At 45.9% G+C, this 14687-nt stretch carries 15 protein-coding genes; 3 read left to right on the forward strand and 12 right to left on the reverse strand.

The features are described 5' to 3' along the window. Positions 1-64 precede the first annotated feature (64 nt). The 7 genes from ACVC7T_RS06840 to xseA all read right to left on the reverse strand — a co-directional run bounded on the left by ACVC7T_RS06840 (position 65) and on the right by xseA (position 5909). Positions 65-448 (reverse strand): hypothetical protein, encoded by a 384-nt coding sequence (locus ACVC7T_RS06840; RefSeq protein ID WP_447262686.1) that lies wholly within the window; start codon positions 446-448, stop codon positions 65-67. Between the two features lie 155 nt (positions 449-603). Continuing rightward, positions 604-2265: a DNA repair protein RecN gene (gene recN / locus ACVC7T_RS06845; protein WP_447262687.1), complete on the reverse strand. Its 1662-nt coding sequence runs from the start codon at positions 2263-2265 to the stop codon at positions 604-606. Between the two features lie 3 nt (positions 2266-2268). After that, positions 2269-2694: an arginine repressor gene (locus ACVC7T_RS06850; RefSeq protein WP_105111911.1), complete on the reverse strand. Its 426-nt coding sequence runs from the start codon at positions 2692-2694 to the stop codon at positions 2269-2271. Next, entirely contained in the window at positions 2687-3508 is an 822-nt protein-coding gene (locus tag ACVC7T_RS06855; protein WP_105123505.1) for a TlyA family RNA methyltransferase, read from the reverse strand. Before ACVC7T_RS06855 ends, ACVC7T_RS06850 begins: the two co-directional genes overlap by 8 nt. Next, positions 3501-4373, reverse strand: coding sequence for a polyprenyl synthetase family protein (locus tag ACVC7T_RS06860; RefSeq protein WP_105123504.1), 873 nt, complete (start codon positions 4371-4373; stop codon positions 3501-3503). The genes ACVC7T_RS06855 and ACVC7T_RS06860 overlap by 8 nt, the downstream gene beginning before the upstream one ends. Before the next feature lie 2 nt (positions 4374-4375). Continuing rightward, a complete protein-coding gene (locus ACVC7T_RS06865) occupies positions 4376-4591 on the reverse strand; it encodes an exodeoxyribonuclease VII small subunit (RefSeq protein ID WP_172067189.1) in 216 nt (71 codons plus the stop codon). Next, positions 4566-5909 (reverse strand): exodeoxyribonuclease VII large subunit, encoded by a 1344-nt coding sequence (xseA, locus tag ACVC7T_RS06870; protein WP_447262688.1) that lies wholly within the window; start codon positions 5907-5909, stop codon positions 4566-4568. Before xseA ends, ACVC7T_RS06865 begins: the two co-directional genes overlap by 26 nt. A 144-nt stretch (positions 5910-6053) precedes the next feature. On the opposite strand from xseA, the gene ypfJ reads away from it, so the two are divergent. After that, on the forward strand, positions 6054-6977 hold the full coding sequence (gene ypfJ, locus ACVC7T_RS06875) for a KPN_02809 family neutral zinc metallopeptidase (RefSeq protein WP_105111906.1): 924 nt from the start codon (positions 6054-6056) through the stop codon (positions 6975-6977). A 291-nt stretch (positions 6978-7268) separates the two neighbouring features. Here ypfJ and ACVC7T_RS06880 read toward each other — a convergent pair whose 3' ends face one another. The 5 genes from ACVC7T_RS06880 to ACVC7T_RS06900 all read right to left on the reverse strand — a co-directional run bounded on the left by ACVC7T_RS06880 (position 7269) and on the right by ACVC7T_RS06900 (position 11658). Continuing rightward, positions 7269-8441 (reverse strand): IS110 family transposase, encoded by a 1173-nt coding sequence (locus ACVC7T_RS06880; protein WP_257117518.1) that lies wholly within the window; start codon positions 8439-8441, stop codon positions 7269-7271. Positions 8442-8923: 482 nt separating this feature from the next. Further along, positions 8924-9769 carry a bifunctional methylenetetrahydrofolate dehydrogenase/methenyltetrahydrofolate cyclohydrolase gene (locus ACVC7T_RS06885; RefSeq protein ID WP_125265334.1) on the reverse strand — a complete coding sequence of 282 codons (846 nt, stop codon included), beginning with the start codon at positions 9767-9769 and terminating at the stop codon, positions 8924-8926. Between the two features lie 114 nt (positions 9770-9883). Beyond that, positions 9884-10618, reverse strand: a complete 735-nt coding sequence (locus tag ACVC7T_RS06890; protein ID WP_105110193.1) for an amino acid ABC transporter ATP-binding protein — start codon at positions 10616-10618, stop codon at positions 9884-9886. Position 10619: 1 nt separating this feature from the next. Further along, positions 10620-11300, reverse strand: a complete 681-nt coding sequence (locus ACVC7T_RS06895; RefSeq protein ID WP_105110194.1) for an amino acid ABC transporter permease — start codon at positions 11298-11300, stop codon at positions 10620-10622. A gap of 127 nt (positions 11301-11427) precedes the next feature. Continuing rightward, complete coding sequence (locus ACVC7T_RS06900) at positions 11428-11658, reverse strand: DUF1797 family protein (protein WP_105123499.1); 231 nt, start codon at positions 11656-11658, stop codon at positions 11428-11430. A gap of 223 nt (positions 11659-11881) precedes the next feature. Between ACVC7T_RS06900 and ACVC7T_RS06905 the strand changes: the two genes are divergently transcribed. Both ACVC7T_RS06905 and ACVC7T_RS06910 read left to right on the forward strand, forming a co-directional pair. After that, the gene (locus tag ACVC7T_RS06905; RefSeq protein ID WP_447262689.1) at positions 11882-14134 is read left to right on the forward strand and encodes an AAA family ATPase; all 2253 of its coding nucleotides are present in this window, start codon (positions 11882-11884) and stop codon (positions 14132-14134) included. Positions 14135-14326: 192 nt separating this feature from the next. After that, positions 14327-14687: transposase family protein (locus ACVC7T_RS06910; RefSeq protein WP_447262690.1), on the forward strand; the 361-nt coding region annotated here is incomplete at its 3' end.

The raw sequence follows: 14687 nt of genomic DNA on the forward strand, positions 1-14687 counted from the left end.
ACCACTAAAACCTAGCCCTATACTGCTTTCAAGCATTATTGATAAAAAGTAAAATATGTCACACTTACTGAGAAAGCAATTCTTTCAAGGTGAATCCAAGCCCAAGTACCAAGAAGACACCACAGAGAAAGTAGCCAACAGAAAATTCATCCAATCGAGTCAGAAATGAGCTGCCAACTGCCTGTAGCGGAAAACTATAAAAATATAGTGTCATGAGCCCAGCACCAGCAAAGAGTAACAGATTGACGGTCTTGGAAAACAGCACCAATTTAAAACAGAAGGCAAGCACAAGAGCCAGACAAAGGAGAGCAAAGAGACTACCGCTGAAATAGACCCATCCAGAAATCGTGACAATCTCAAAAGTCTTCAGATTGGGAGTAAAGGCAAAGGGAAGGAATAAACTCAAGACCAATAAAACACCTACAAACCGACCTAGATACTGTTTCATACTAGCCACCTACTTTATATATAGAGTGATTCTTTACATGTTTTTATCAGCTTTCCGTTTTTCTGTAAAGGATTTATATGCTGTATTCTACATTTCATAACAGCCTCAAACTGGTCCCAGCCTGTCAAATCAGCTAAGGTTTGACCACTCCCTCATCAACCTTTCATTACTAATTCTCTGGCCTGCGTTCTGGCTGCCTCCGTCACTGTGTCACCAGCCAACATCTTGGCAATCTCTTCCACCCGCTCATCCGTTGTTAAGAGACGTACACGAGAAACGGTCGAATGCTCGTCCGATACTTTCTCAATAAAAAACTGGTAATCCGCAATCGCAATCACCTGTGGCAGGTGCGAAATCGCCAAGACCTGACCGTATTGACCGATTTTGTAAATTTTCTGGGCAATGGCCTGGGCTACGCGACCAGATACACCCGTGTCCACCTCGTCAAATACAATGGATGTCTTGCCTTCCTTGCGGGCAAAGGCTGATTTAATGGCCAACATGAGGCGAGACAATTCCCCTCCTGAGGCCACCTTGACCAGGGGTTTGAAATCCTCTCCAGGATTGGCAGAAATATAAAATTCCACCGTTTCATGGCCCTCCTTGCTGAATTTACCCTTAGTAAATCGAACCTGGAACTTGGCCTTCTCCATATACAAGTCCTGCAATTCCTGGCGAATAACCTCTTCTAAAATCTGGGCCAACTCATGGCGGGCCTGACTCAATTGACCAGCCAAGTTAACCAAGTCTTTCTCCAAGGTCTTGAGCTGGACTTCCAGGTCATCACCAGTCAGATCGTTACCGGTCAAAAGATTGTACTCTTCAGTGATTTTTGCCAAATAATCGAGGACATCATCGACCGAACCACCATATTTCTTGGTCATGGTGTTGAGCAGGTCTAAGCGACTTTCCAGCTGCATGAGACGGTTGCCGTCAAACTCCAAATTATCCACCACATCACCCAAACGCTTGGCCACATCCTCCACCACATAGTAGGCCTCGGTCAGGCTGGTCGATAGGGCCTTGTATTCTGGGTCGAATTCTTCCAAACTCTGCAAATCCCCCATGGCTGAGCGGATATTGTTGACGCTAGAGAAATCCTCACTGTCCAGGAGGGCGTAGGCATTGGTCAGCGTATCTGCAATCTGCTTATGATTGAGTAGCTTATCCCGCTCCTGATTGAGCTGGACATCCTCACCAAGCTGGAGGTCAGCGGATTCAATCTCCGCAATCTGATACTCCAACATCTCGATACGAGCCTTGTGTTCCTGCTCGTTTTTCTGCTTTTCAAGCACGCGCTTGCGGAGGCTACGGTAGGCATCAAAAGTCGCTTGGTAGTTGTCCTTGAGGGTCCAAAAATCCTCTTCTCCAAAGCTATCCAACAGACGGATATGGTGCTGGGACTTCATCAATTCTTCCTGGTCATGTTGACCGTGAATGTCGACCAAGTGCTGACCAATTTGCTTGAGGACAGACAGGTTGACCATTTGACCGTTGACCCGGCTGACCGACCGACCATTTTGCAGGATTTCCCGACGGATAATCAGCTCGTCAGCCACTTCAATCCCCTGCTCCTCCAAAATCTGCTCCAAGGCTCTGCTATGTTCAAAAGAGAAAAGCCCCTCAATCTCCGCCTTGGCAGCCCCGTGGCGGATGACATCAGTTGTCGCCCGCGCCCCCAACATAAGGTTCATGGCGTCGATAATGATAGACTTCCCAGCTCCCGTCTCACCAGAGAGAATGGTCATACCCTTTTCAAAGTTAAGAGAGACCTGCTCGATAATGGCAAAATTCTTAATCGAAACTTCTAGTAACATACCTTACCACCCTTTAACCATGCGCTCCAACTGAAGCAGTTTTTCCTGGTCCTTCAGGATTAAAAAGATACTATCGTCGTCCGCAATGATGGTGAACAGCTGGTCCTCAAATTGTTCCACAATCTGACGTTTGACAACAATGGCACTTCCAGGCACCAGTTTGATATTGACCATGTTACCCGAATGTGAAAAATCAAGGATATTTTTCGAGCGGACCTTTGCCAGGCCCACCTTAGGCAGACCGTAAATATAGCCCTTGTCAGCTGCTGGCACCTTGATGATACCCAACTCCTTGATATCCCGGGAAACCGTCGCCTGGGTTGCATGGACCCCCATAGCCTCCAAGCGTTCCACAATCTCTTCCTGGGTATCGATCGGATAGCGGACCACCAAATCTTTTATTACTTCTAAGCGTTCTCGTTTATTCATCTTTCTTAAATTCCTCGTGTGCTTGCTCAATCAAGTTACCAATCTGACCCACAACCATATTTTCTGGCTGGTCAGATTTTTCCAAATGAGCCAAAAATTCGATATTGCCCTGACCGCCCTGAACCGGAGAAAAGCTGAGCGCCTTAACGGTAAAGCCAGTTTCCACGGCCATCTTGGTCACGTCCTGCAAAACTTTGACATGAACCTGCTTGTCTTTAACGATACCATTTTTACCAATCTGCTCCCGTCCCGCTTCAAACTGAGGCTTGACCAGGGCTACGACCTGACCGCCGTCTGCCAAAATATTATGCAGGGCTGGCAAGATCAGACTGAGCGAAATAAAGCTGACATCAATAGAGGCAAAACTTGGCTGTCCCTGGTCAAAATCAACCAGTTCAGCATATCGGAAATTGTACTGCTCCATGGAAATTACACGCTCATCTTGCCGAAGTTTCCAAGCCAATTGATTGGTCCCAACGTCCACGGCGTAAACCAGCTTGGCGCCAGACTGGAGCATGACATCCGTAAAGCCGCCTGTGGAAGCACCAATATCAATGGTCGTCTGCCCTTCAACAGAAATTCCAAAGACCTGCAAGGCCTTCTCTAATTTGAGGCCACCACGGCTGACATATTTTAATTTCTCACCCTTGAGCTTGAGCTCGGTCCCCTCATCGATTTTCTCGCCCGGCTTGTCATAGCGCTCGCCATTGATGACATTGACCACCAGGCCCGCCATGACGCCTCGCTTGGCCTGCTCCCTAGTCTCAAAAAGCCCCTGCTTGTAGGCTAGCACATCTACTCGTTCTTTACTCATTGATTCGTAAACTTTCTAAAATCTTAATGATATTGTCAGACTTGAAATCATAATCCTGAGTCAATTCCTCAAGAATTTTTATAGACTTATCCAAGGCTTCCTCAAGAAGACTCTTAGATTCATCTAAGCCCAACAAAGCTGGAAAAGTTGCTTTCTCAGCCACAAGATCCTTATTAGGCGTTTTCCCTAATTCTTCAAAACTTGCTGTCACATCCAAAATATCATCCCGAATCTGAAATGCATACCCAATCAGCGAACCCAATTGCCACAATCTCCCTTGGACATATTCTGACTGCTCTGCGATAATACCAGCTGCATAGAAAGGATAAGTCAGGAGACGACCAGTTTTGTTCTCATGAATCTTGAAGAGTTCCGTAGCCTCCGGCATCTGCCCCTCCCCTTTCATATCCAACATCTGTCCCCCAACCATACCAAATGTGCCTGAGGAAGTGGCTAGGAACTGAACTAACTGAACAATAATGGGTGATGGCAAGTCGGCACGGGCTACCAAATCAAAGGCATCCAGAAAAAGGCTATCCCCCGCCAAAATAGCTGTAGCTTCGTCAAACTGTTTGTGGTTTGTCAACCGACCTCGACGGTAATCATCGTTGTCCATGGCAGGTAAATCATCATGGATAAGACTTCCCGTGTGAATCATTTCCAAAGCAGCAGCAATTTGATAGTGGGCTTCTGTCACTGTCTTGCCAAATCCCTCCAAAACCTCCAGCAGGATGAGGGGACGAAGGCGTTTCCCTCCTGCTTCTATTGAGTAGAGAATTGACTCAATCAACTCTTCCGAAACACAGGTGTGGGTATTTCTGTAGTAGTTTTCAATGGTTGAGCCTATGAGATTAAATTTATCCATACCTAAACCATCTCACTTTCACTACCATCTGCCTGCATGACCTTAACCAGAGTCTTTTCTGCATCAGCCAAGGTTTTCTGCAAGTCCTTGGACAGGACCATACCCTTTTGGAACTCAGCCAGAGCCTCTTCTAAGGCTACATCTCCCTGCTCCAAGCGGGTCACAATTCCCTCAAGTTCTGCTAAATTTTCTTCAAATGTTTTCTTTTTTTTGGACATCCTTTACCTCCACATCCACACGACCATCCTTCATGACAATGGTCAACTGCTCATCTTTTTCAATCTTTTCTACGCTATCAATGACCCGACCAGCCTGCTCCAGCATGGCATAACCGCGCGCCACGATGCGGCTGGTATCCAGCATGGTCATGGCCTCTATCAGCTTGTCAGCCTTGGCCATTTTATTGTCATAAATGTTGGCCATATTGCTCTTGAGCAAGCGTTGCAACTGGCTGACCTGCTCCTGATAACGGCTGATTTTCTGGGGCAATTGCATGCCCAGTAGGCGTTGCTGGAGCAGGACACTGGCCTGCTTGTTATCCCCGAAAATCTCTTTCATCCTAGTCTGTAGCTGGCTGGTCAACCGGTCTAATTTTTGCACATAGCCATCATACAGCCGTTCTGGCTGCCTGAAAATAACCGACTGACTGATTTTGTCCAGCTGGCTTTGCCGAAACTTAATCCGATTGGTCATAGCCTGGTAGGCACGGTTTTCCTGCTGGTTCAAATAGCCTAAGAGGTCCGCCTTGGTCACCGGTGTCGCCAATTCTGCTGCTGCCGTCGGGGTCGCTGCCCGTCTGTCTGCCACAAAATCCGCCAAGGTCGTGTCCGTCTCATGGCCCACACTAGAAATAATCGGAATTCGCGATTCAAAAATGGCTCGAACCACCATTTCCTCGTTGAATGCCCAAAGGTCCTCAATAGACCCACCACCACGACCGACAATTAAGACATCCAAATCCTCCCTGCTATTGGCTTTCTGGATATTGGCAGCTACTTCCTGAGCCGCTCCCTCACCCTGCACTTTGGTCGGGTAGAGAACAATTTCCACACCAGGAAAACGCCGACTGACTGTCGTGATAATGTCCTGAATGACCGCGCCGCTTGGACTGGTAATGACACCAATTTTCTGGGTAAAGCGAGGCAGTTGCTGCTTAAATTCCTGCTTGAACAAGCCTTCTGCAGTCAAGGACTGCTTGAGTTGCTCAAACTTGATTGCCAAGGCTCCGATGCCGTCTGGCTCAGCTTTTTCAATGACAATCGAATAGGATCCACTTGGCTCATAGAGCTGGACCCGACCAATCGCATTGATTTTCATACCTTCTTCCAGCTCAAAGCCCAGATTTTTGTAAATACCTGCCCACATGGTCGCCTGGATAACTGCCTTGTCATCCTTGAGGGAAAAATACTGGTGGGTCGGACGCTTGCGGAAATTGGATACCTGCCCTGTCAAATAAACCTTTTCTAGATAGGGATCACGGTCAAATTTTAATTTTAAATACTTGGTTAAATGACTAACCGACAAATAGTCAACCATGTCAGCTCCTTCTGTCTATATCTCTTTCATTATACCAAAAATCGCAAGATTATTCAGAATTAGAGAATAAATTTGTAATTGCTTTCTTGTGCCTTTTTAGGAATTTTACTATATAATATACTTGAACAAACTTAGGAGTTTTATATGAAGTTAGACAATCAACGACAAAGTAAAAATATAGAGGACAGACGTGGTCAGTCCAACGGTGGCTCCTTCTTTCCTGGAGGAACCAGTCGAAGTGGCTCTTCCGGTGGTGGCATGCTCTTGGGGCTTCTCTTTTCACGACTAGGCTGGAAGGGAAAAATCATCCTCTTCCTAGTCCTCATACTCTTTGGTGGTAGTTCAGGACTGGGAGGTCTATTGGGCGGTTCATCTGGAGTCAATCCCTATCAATCCGCTCAGGTATCAACTGCAGGAACTGAGGTCTCCGATGAGGATGCTGTCTTTATGAGTAAGGTCCTAGCCTCTACAGAAGATTTCTGGACCCAGGAATTTGACAAAAACGGCATGACCTACAAGGCTCCAACTCTGGTCTTCTACACTGACCAAACCAGCACAGGATGCGGAATGGGATCAGCCCAAGCCGGTCCCTTCTACTGTTCTGCTGACCGAAAAATTTATATCGATACCTCTTTCTATCAAGAATTAGGGAACCGCTACAAGGCTAAAGGTGACTTTGCCATGGCCTACGTCATTGCCCACGAAGTGGGTCACCATGTTCAAAACGAGCTAGAGGTCCTCGGTGCCTACCATAAAGAGCGCGCCCGCCTGTCTGACAAGGAAGGAAACGCCCTCAATGTTCGTCTGGAACTGCAGGCAGACTACTATGCTGGTGCTTGGGCCAAATTTGTCGATGGCCAAGGCATGCTAGATGCTGGTGACATCGACGAGGCCATGCAGGCAGCCCATGCAGTAGGTGACGATACCCTGCAAAAAGAAGCCTACGGCCGGACTGTCCCAGACAGTTTCACTCACGGTACATCCGAACAGCGCAAACGCTGGTTTGACCGTGGTTATACCTACGGAGACCTGGCACATGCTGACAGTTTCTCTGTTCCAAATCCATAAGATGTTAAGGTTGGGCATAAAGTCCAATCTCTGACTTTTTGTTTAGCAAAAACATATTGACGCAGTGGTTGATTGGTAGTTTCGTTCGCGTTTAACCCTCCGAATCAGTCCTAACCAATTGTGCGGGGACGGGAGTAAAACGGTCTGGGGATAGACCGTTTTAGCTCAACAACTAGAAATAAAGACTTGTTGACGAACTCTTTTTAGACTGGTCGAGTTCTTATACGAAAACTCAAAAGAATGCAAAAACTCCCTCCCTATGATATAATCAAAGCGAAAAAATTTTTTATGTTAGGCTACTAGCTCGTCCCTAGTAGTCTTTTTCTGTGCTAAAAATTCAGGATACGTTATCTGCTCTTTTAAAAGGATATAAGCTATTTTTAATAATTGATGTGCGAGTGCAATTGTTGCTTTTTGTGAACCACGCCGACTTTGAATCTGATAAAATTGGTCTGCTAGAGGACTTCCTTTTTGTTTTTTGACAGCGAAAGCGGCCTGGCATAAACATTTCTTCAAATAAGAATTTCCGTGTCGAATCTTAGTACTTCGTTTTTTACCAGCACTCTCATTATTACCTGGACAAAGTCCAGTCCAAGAAGCTAAATGTCCAGCAGTGGGAAACTGACTCATGTCAACACCAACCTCAGAAATGATAACAGAAGCTGTAATGACATCAATGCCTGGGATGGAATCCAATATTTCTACATGGTTTTCATATTGTGATAGATAGACATTCATTCGCTCTTCCAACAACTCAATCTGCTTCTGATAAAAATCATAAATCTCTAAGGACTGCTTTAACATGAAGCGGTGATGGTCAGAAAAATAGCCATCCAAGGCTTCCAGAAGCTGCGGCACTTTCTTCTTCAAGCTGGTGTAAACTGATTGATGGACAATACGAGGTGTAATAGGCGTCCCATCAACCAGTAGCTGAAGGAGATTGCGACCAGATAGCCCCATAATATCTTCGATATAGGTTGTTAGCTTGATGCCACCTGACTGAAGAATTTTATGGATACGGTTGGTTTCTCGATTGCGACTTTCCACATAATGTTTTCGTTGTCTGGTCAACTCCCTCAATTCTTGAATGGTTTCATCGGGAACGAAACTCCGAGGAAGCAGCCCAATCCGTGTTAATTTGGCTATCCAGTGAGCATCCTTCTTGTCGGTTTTCTGACCTGGAATAGCCTTCATGTGGGCTGGTTGAGCGAGTATCAACTTGAAGTCATCACATAGAGCATGCCAGACAGGTCGCCAATAAACACCTGTACTTTCCATACCAACAGCTTCCACATGAAATTGACTGAGAAAATCGTGGCAAGCACGTAGGCCTTTAGTCGTTGTATCAAACGTAGCCATCTCACGCTTTGGACGAGTTGAGGTGAGTGGTCCGTGTAGGATACAGACAACGATATTGGCTTGATGGACATCAATACCTGCACAAGATTGATAGAGAACATCCATGACAATTCCCTCCTTCTAAAAATTAGAGAGCTTATCTACTGATTTTTAGTCGTATTTTTATACTCATGCCTATCGCATATTTTGGGGTGCTCGTCAGTAGAGTGGGTTAGTTTTTCCCGCGATGACTAACATCATTAACTCGTCAACCACAAAGCCCTCACTAAGATTATACACCTAGTGAGGGCTTTATGTTCGTTTTCATTATTCTGTGGGTGAGGGCGAAGCCATCATGGATGTCTTTCCCGCTCCCTTTTTTGTGACAGAAAAGGCGCCGACCTCAGTCGACACCTAAAGGAGATTAGGAAAATTCAAGAAAACCACTGTAAGCATTCTTGAATCCTGGGGTAAAAGGGTGTTCCCATTACTAGGAACACCCTTATTGTAAACCTTTACATATAAATTATAATCAGTCCAAAGACTGTATTTATAAAAATGTATATTAACCAGTAATAAAAGAGCAGAATAACCTGCCCTTCCATCTTCTATAATGACCGCTTAAAAGCTTCAAAAGTCTGCTCCATCAGCATGGTAATGGTCATCGGACCGACACCACCTGGAACAGGGGTGATGTGACTAGCAAGTTCGGCAACTTCATCATACTTGACATCGCCAATCAGCTTGCCATTTTCATCACGGTTCATCCCCACATCAATGACAACTGCACCTGGTTTGACAAATTCCTTGGTGACAAAATGTCCACGGCCGATAGCTACCACCAAAATATCCGCCTGACGAGCCAAGTCTGGCAAGTTTTTGGTCCGAGAATGGGCAATGGTCACAGTCGCATTGGCATCCAAGAGGAGCTGGGCCATGGGCTTACCAACAATATTTGAACGGCCAATGACTAGAGCTGATTTACCTTCCAAGTCAATCTGGTATTCCTTAAACATCTCCATAATTCCAGCAGGAGTTGAAGGAATCATGACTGCATGACCAGACCAGAGTTTCCCCATATTGGTCGGATGGAACCCATCCACATCCTTGTCAGGATCAATAGCCAAAAGCACCTTTTCTTCATCAATATGAACAGGTAGAGGCAGTTGGACCAAGATACCGTGCCAATTCTCATCTTGATTGTACTTGTCAATCAGGTCCAATAATTCATTCTCTGAGATAGACTCTGGAAGGCGAACAACGTCACTCTTAAAACCAGCAGCCAAAGCCGAACGTTCCTTGTTTCGTACATAGACCTGGCTGGCAGGATCTTCACCAACCAAAATGACCACAAGACCTGGAACCAAGCCTGTCTTTTCTTTCATTTCTGCGACCTTGTCTGCCAGGGCCGTCTGCAATTTCGCCGCCAGGGCTTTACCATCAATAATTGTCATGCCAACTCCTTATTGTTTTCTTTCATTATACAAAAAACAGGGACAATTTCCCAACCTGCTCTGCTATTTTTCAAAAAAATAAGAAAAACCCCGAACAATGCCGGAGTTACTGGTCTATAGTACCTTAGATAAAAAGTCCTTGGTTCGCTCTTCCTTGGTCTGGTCAAAGACTGCTTCAGGACTGCCCATCTCAACGATATAGCCCCCATCCATGAAGATAACTCGGTCTGCGACCTCCTTGGCAAAGCCCATTTCATGGGTCACGATAACCATGGTCATCCCAGCTTTGGCTAAATCCTTCATAACCGCCAATACCTCTCCAACCATTTCAGGGTCAAGGGCAGATGTCGGCTCATCAAAGAGGAGCACATCTGGGTCCATAGCCAGACCACGCGCAATGGCAATCCGCTGTTGCTGACCACCTGAGAGACTTTGTGGATAGGCCTGGGCCTTGTCTGGCAAACCAACCTTTTCTAACAATTCCAAGGCTTTTTTCTCAGCCTCTGCCTTGGCAATCCCCTTGGTCTTAATGGGCGAAAGGGTGATATTTTCCAGAACAGTCATATTGGGAAATAGATTAAACTGCTGGAAGACCATGCCCATCTTCTCTCGCATCTTGAAAATATCGTTGGACTTATCCGTAATATCCACGCCCTCAAAGGTCACCGTCCCCTTGGTTGGTACCTCAAGTAGGTTCATGGTCCGCAAGAAAGTCGATTTCCCAGATCCTGACGGTCCGATAATAACCACTACCTCTCCCTGCTCCACATCCAAGTCAATTCCTTTCAGAACTTCATTTTCCCCGAAATACTTGTGTAAATCTCTAATTGAAATAATTGTTTCCGCCATCTTAATGGCCTCCCTTGTTCATTTTCTTCTCAAAATGCTGGATGACAAGCGTCAGCAAGCTGGTCAAAATCAAGTAATAAAATGCTGCAAAAATCAGTGGCTCCAAAGGAATATAGGTCGTAGACGAAACCGTCGTCGCCCCATTCCAAAGCTCCATAACCCCAATCGTAGACAGGAGTGAGCTATCTTTGACAATGGTCACAAATTCATTTCCCAAGGCTGGAAGGATATTCTTAATGGCCTGTGGCATGATGACATAACGCATAGCCTGCTTTGGTCTAATCCCTAGAGAATAGGCCGCCTCCAGCTGCCCTTTAGGAACCGCGTTGATCCCTGCCCGGACCACCTCTGACACATAGGCACCTGAGTTCATAGATAGGATAATAATACCTGGCAAAAGACGGGTCAAGTCAACAGACAAAATCCCCAACTGGAAGGTCGGTGCCGCAATGTGTGTCATGGTAAAACCAATCATAATCTGCACCACCATTGGCGTACCACGGAAAATCCATACATAGATATTGGCAAACCAAGCCAAGATTTTATACTTGCTCCGCTGGGCAAAGGCTAACAAGACACCGATGATGCTCCCGAAAAGCACGACAAAACTGGCAATGATGAGAGTTACCAAGGCCCCATAATTAAAATAAGCAATATAATCATTCAAAAAAGAAAAATTCATTTCATCCACTACTCCATTTTTTCATATACTCACTACTATACCACGTCGTGAATAAATATGCAACATCCCTGTCTAAAATATTCATCATTTAAACTAAAAAGCACCCGAAGGTGCATTCTACTACTTATTAGTACAACAATTCGTAGATTTCCATTGCAATCAAGTCGATGCTGTCAAACGTATAGGTTTCACGAGCAGCAACATCACGCAAGGTATATACTGAACCATTTTCTTCATCGTAGCTGTAGGCAACTTCAGCAACGACAACACCTTCACGCTCAAAATTACGCTTGAGGGTACCACCATCACCCGCCATCGCTTCCAGACGATTGATGATTCTCACTAAGTGTGATTCCATAATCTTTCTCCTCTTCTTAGTATAGGTATATTTTACCACAAAGTAACTGAAAAGTCTCTTTTTTACACGTTTTTGTTGTACACACCCGCACATTTTTCTGCAAATAGACTAGTAAATAGCAATTTCTTGCTTTTTTCCTAAAACTTGTTATAATTAAATTACATTTGACCTTTATTGACCATTTGAGCAAAGGTCACATTTTTTCAAAGAAAGAGGTAGAATTATGCTCTGCAAAAACTGTAACATCAATGACGCAACCATCCATCTCTACACCAACCTCAACGGCAAACAACAGCAGGTCGACCTCTGCCACAACTGCTACCAAATCATGAAGACTGACCCCAACAACGCCATACTCCGTGGCCTAGGCGACTTCAACCCTAACAACATGGATCCCTTCAGTGAATTTTTCAATCATTTGGGAGGATACCCTGACAACACACCAGCTGGACGTGACCGCAACCAGACACCTCCGACCCAGCCTGGAGGAGGGAACCGAGGCGGCGGCCGCTCCAATCAGCCTGGCGGAGGTATCCCGCAAGCACCGCAACAGCCAAACGGCCTCTTGGAAGAATTTGGTATTAACGTGACCGAGATTGCTCGTCGTGGAGATATTGACCCGGTTATCGGACGCGACCAAGAAATCACTCGCGTAATTGAGATTCTCAACCGCCGGACCAAGAACAACCCCGTCCTCATCGGTGAGCCCGGTGTTGGTAAAACGGCCGTTGTCGAAGGTCTGGCCCAGAAAATCGTAGACGGAGATGTCCCACATAAACTCCAAAATAAGGAAGTTATCCGCCTAGACGTTGTTAGCTTAGTGCAAGGAACAGGTATCCGTGGACAATTTGAAGAACGTATGCAAAAACTAATGGAGGAAATTCGCAACCGTAAGGAAGTCATCCTCTTTATCGACGAAATCCATGAAATTGTCGGAGCAGGTTCTGCTGGCGACGGCAACATGGATGCCGGCAACATTCTCAAACCAGCTCTTGCCCGTGGCGAAATGCAACTGGTCGGAGCAACCACCCTCAATGAATATCGTATTATCGAGAAGGACGCCGCCTTGGAACGCCGCATGCAACCTGTCAAGGTTGAGGAGCCAAGCGTCGAAGAGACCATTACCATTCTCAAGGGCATCCAGGCTAAGTACCAGGACTACCACCACGTTAAGTATTCAGATCAGGCTATTGAAGCTGCAGCTGTCCTTTCCAACCGCTACATCCAGGACCGATTCCTGCCTGACAAGGCCATTGACCTCTTGGATGAGGCGGGTTCCAAGATGAACCTGACTCTCAATTTCATTGATCCGAAAGAGATTGACCAACGCCTGATCGATGCTGAAAATCGCAAAGCCCAGGCTACTCGTGATGAAGACTACGAAAAAGCTGCTTACTTCCGCGACCAGATTGCTAAATACAAGGAAATGCAGCAGGCGACTATCAGTGAAGAGGACATTCCACTCATTACTGAGAAGGAAATTGAGGCCATTATCGAGCAGAAAACCAATATTCCTGTCGGCGATTTGAAGGAGAAAGAACAATCTCAACTCATCAACCTAGCTAGCGACCTCAAGGCTCATGTGATTGGCCAAGACGATGCCGTGGATAAGATTGCCAAGGCCATTCGTCGCAATCGCGTCGGATTGGGTGCGCCCAACCGTCCAATCGGTTCCTTCCTTTTCGTTGGTCCAACCGGTGTCGGTAAGACCGAGCTTTCTAAACAGCTGGCCATCGAGCTCTTCGGCTCAGCTGATAGTATGATTCGCTTTGATATGTCTGAGTACATGGAAAAACACGCCGTTGCCAAATTGGTCGGTGCCCCTCCAGGCTATGTCGGCTATGAAGAGGCCGGGCAATTGACTGAGAAAGTGCGCCGCAATCCCTACTCGCTCATTCTCCTGGATGAGGTAGAAAAGGCCCATCCAGATGTCATGCACATGTTCTTGCAGGTCCTGGATGACGGTCGCTTGACAGACGGGCAAGGTCGGACTGTTTCCTTCAAAGATACTATCATTATCATGACCTCCAATGCCGGTACTGGCAAGGTTGAGGCCTCTGTCGGTTTCGGTGCTGCTATGGAAGGGCGGGCTCAATCAGTCCTCGGTCAGCTTGGTAACTTCTTCAGCCCAGAATTTATGAACCGTTTCGACGGTATCATCGAATTCCAGCCGCTTAGTAAGGATAATCTGCTTGAAATTGTCAACCTCATGCTGGAAGATGTCAACAAGCGCTTGTCTGCCAACGGCATCAGCCTCCATGTGACAGACAAGGTCAAGGAAAAATTGGTCGACCTGGGCTATGATCCAAAAATGGGTGCCCGTCCGCTCCGCCGAACCATTCAAGACCAGATTGAAGATGCTATTACGGACTTCTATCTGGAACATCCAACGGAGAAAAATCTCCGCGCTGTCATGTCCAGCAAGGGAGACATTCAGATTAAGGCGCAAACCGTCGCCAAAGTCAAAGAAGTCTAAAGGGATACTCAGTCTAGTTTCGTCTATAAAAAGAAAACAGAGCCTGTCTAACAGGTTCTGTTTTTGAGGCTCTATAATTTCTGTAGTGGGTAAATCCACTGTAGAGATTATGGAGCCTTTTTGAGTGTAGAAAAAAAGTCCCATATGACCTATAATGAAAAGCGACTAAACAACTCATTAGAAAGGGTTCATATGGAACAGCTTTATCATACCACAGAACTAATCGGAATCAAAGACAAAAACATCAAAATTCTCTTCATTTTGAAACATCAGACCCATCTAGAAATCAGGGCAAAGCTAGATTACGACAGCCCTGGTTGTCCTCATTGCCAAGGAAAGTGTATCAAGTACGACTTTCAAAAGTCGTCAAAGATTCCGATTTTGGATTGCCAGGGCTTTCCGACCCTCCTCTTGCTTAAGAAACGACGGTTTCAATGCAAATCTTGCCAAAAAGTGACTGTATCTGAGACACCTCTAGTCAAGAAAAACTGTCAGATTTCCCAACCTATTTGGGAGAAAATCACACAACTCCATACAGAAAACATGACCAATA

This window comes from Streptococcus sp. P25B114 (genome assembly GCF_053010325.1).

What these genes read in the sequence shown, in the direction of transcription:
- ACVC7T_RS06840 (WP_447262686.1), bottom strand. Translation starts at nt 448, where the DNA reads ATGAAACAGTATCTAGGTCGGTTTGTAGGTGTTTTATTGGTCTTGAGT.
- recN (WP_447262687.1), bottom strand. Translation starts at nt 2,265, where the DNA reads ATGTTACTAGAAGTTTCGATTAAGAATTTTGCCATTATCGAGCAGGTC.
- ACVC7T_RS06850 (WP_105111911.1), bottom strand. Translation starts at nt 2,694, where the DNA reads ATGAATAAACGAGAACGCTTAGAAGTAATAAAAGATTTGGTGGTCCGC.
- ACVC7T_RS06855 (WP_105123505.1), bottom strand. Translation starts at nt 3,508, where the DNA reads ATGAGTAAAGAACGAGTAGATGTGCTAGCCTACAAGCAGGGGCTTTTT.
- ACVC7T_RS06860 (WP_105123504.1), bottom strand. Translation starts at nt 4,373, where the DNA reads ATGGATAAATTTAATCTCATAGGCTCAACCATTGAAAACTACTACAGA.
- ACVC7T_RS06865 (WP_172067189.1), bottom strand. Translation starts at nt 4,591, where the DNA reads ATGTCCAAAAAAAAGAAAACATTTGAAGAAAATTTAGCAGAACTTGAG.
- xseA (WP_447262688.1), bottom strand. Translation starts at nt 5,909, where the DNA reads ATGGTTGACTATTTGTCGGTTAGTCATTTAACCAAGTATTTAAAATTA.
- ypfJ (WP_105111906.1), top strand. Translation starts at nt 6,054, where the DNA reads ATGAAGTTAGACAATCAACGACAAAGTAAAAATATAGAGGACAGACGT.
- ACVC7T_RS06880 (WP_257117518.1), bottom strand. Translation starts at nt 8,441, where the DNA reads ATGGATGTTCTCTATCAATCTTGTGCAGGTATTGATGTCCATCAAGCC.
- ACVC7T_RS06885 (WP_125265334.1), bottom strand. Translation starts at nt 9,769, where the DNA reads ATGACAATTATTGATGGTAAAGCCCTGGCGGCGAAATTGCAGACGGCC.
- ACVC7T_RS06890 (WP_105110193.1), bottom strand. Translation starts at nt 10,618, where the DNA reads ATGGCGGAAACAATTATTTCAATTAGAGATTTACACAAGTATTTCGGG.
- ACVC7T_RS06895 (WP_105110194.1), bottom strand. Translation starts at nt 11,300, where the DNA reads ATGAATTTTTCTTTTTTGAATGATTATATTGCTTATTTTAATTATGGG.
- ACVC7T_RS06900 (WP_105123499.1), bottom strand. Translation starts at nt 11,658, where the DNA reads ATGGAATCACACTTAGTGAGAATCATCAATCGTCTGGAAGCGATGGCG.
- ACVC7T_RS06905 (WP_447262689.1), top strand. Translation starts at nt 11,882, where the DNA reads ATGCTCTGCAAAAACTGTAACATCAATGACGCAACCATCCATCTCTAC.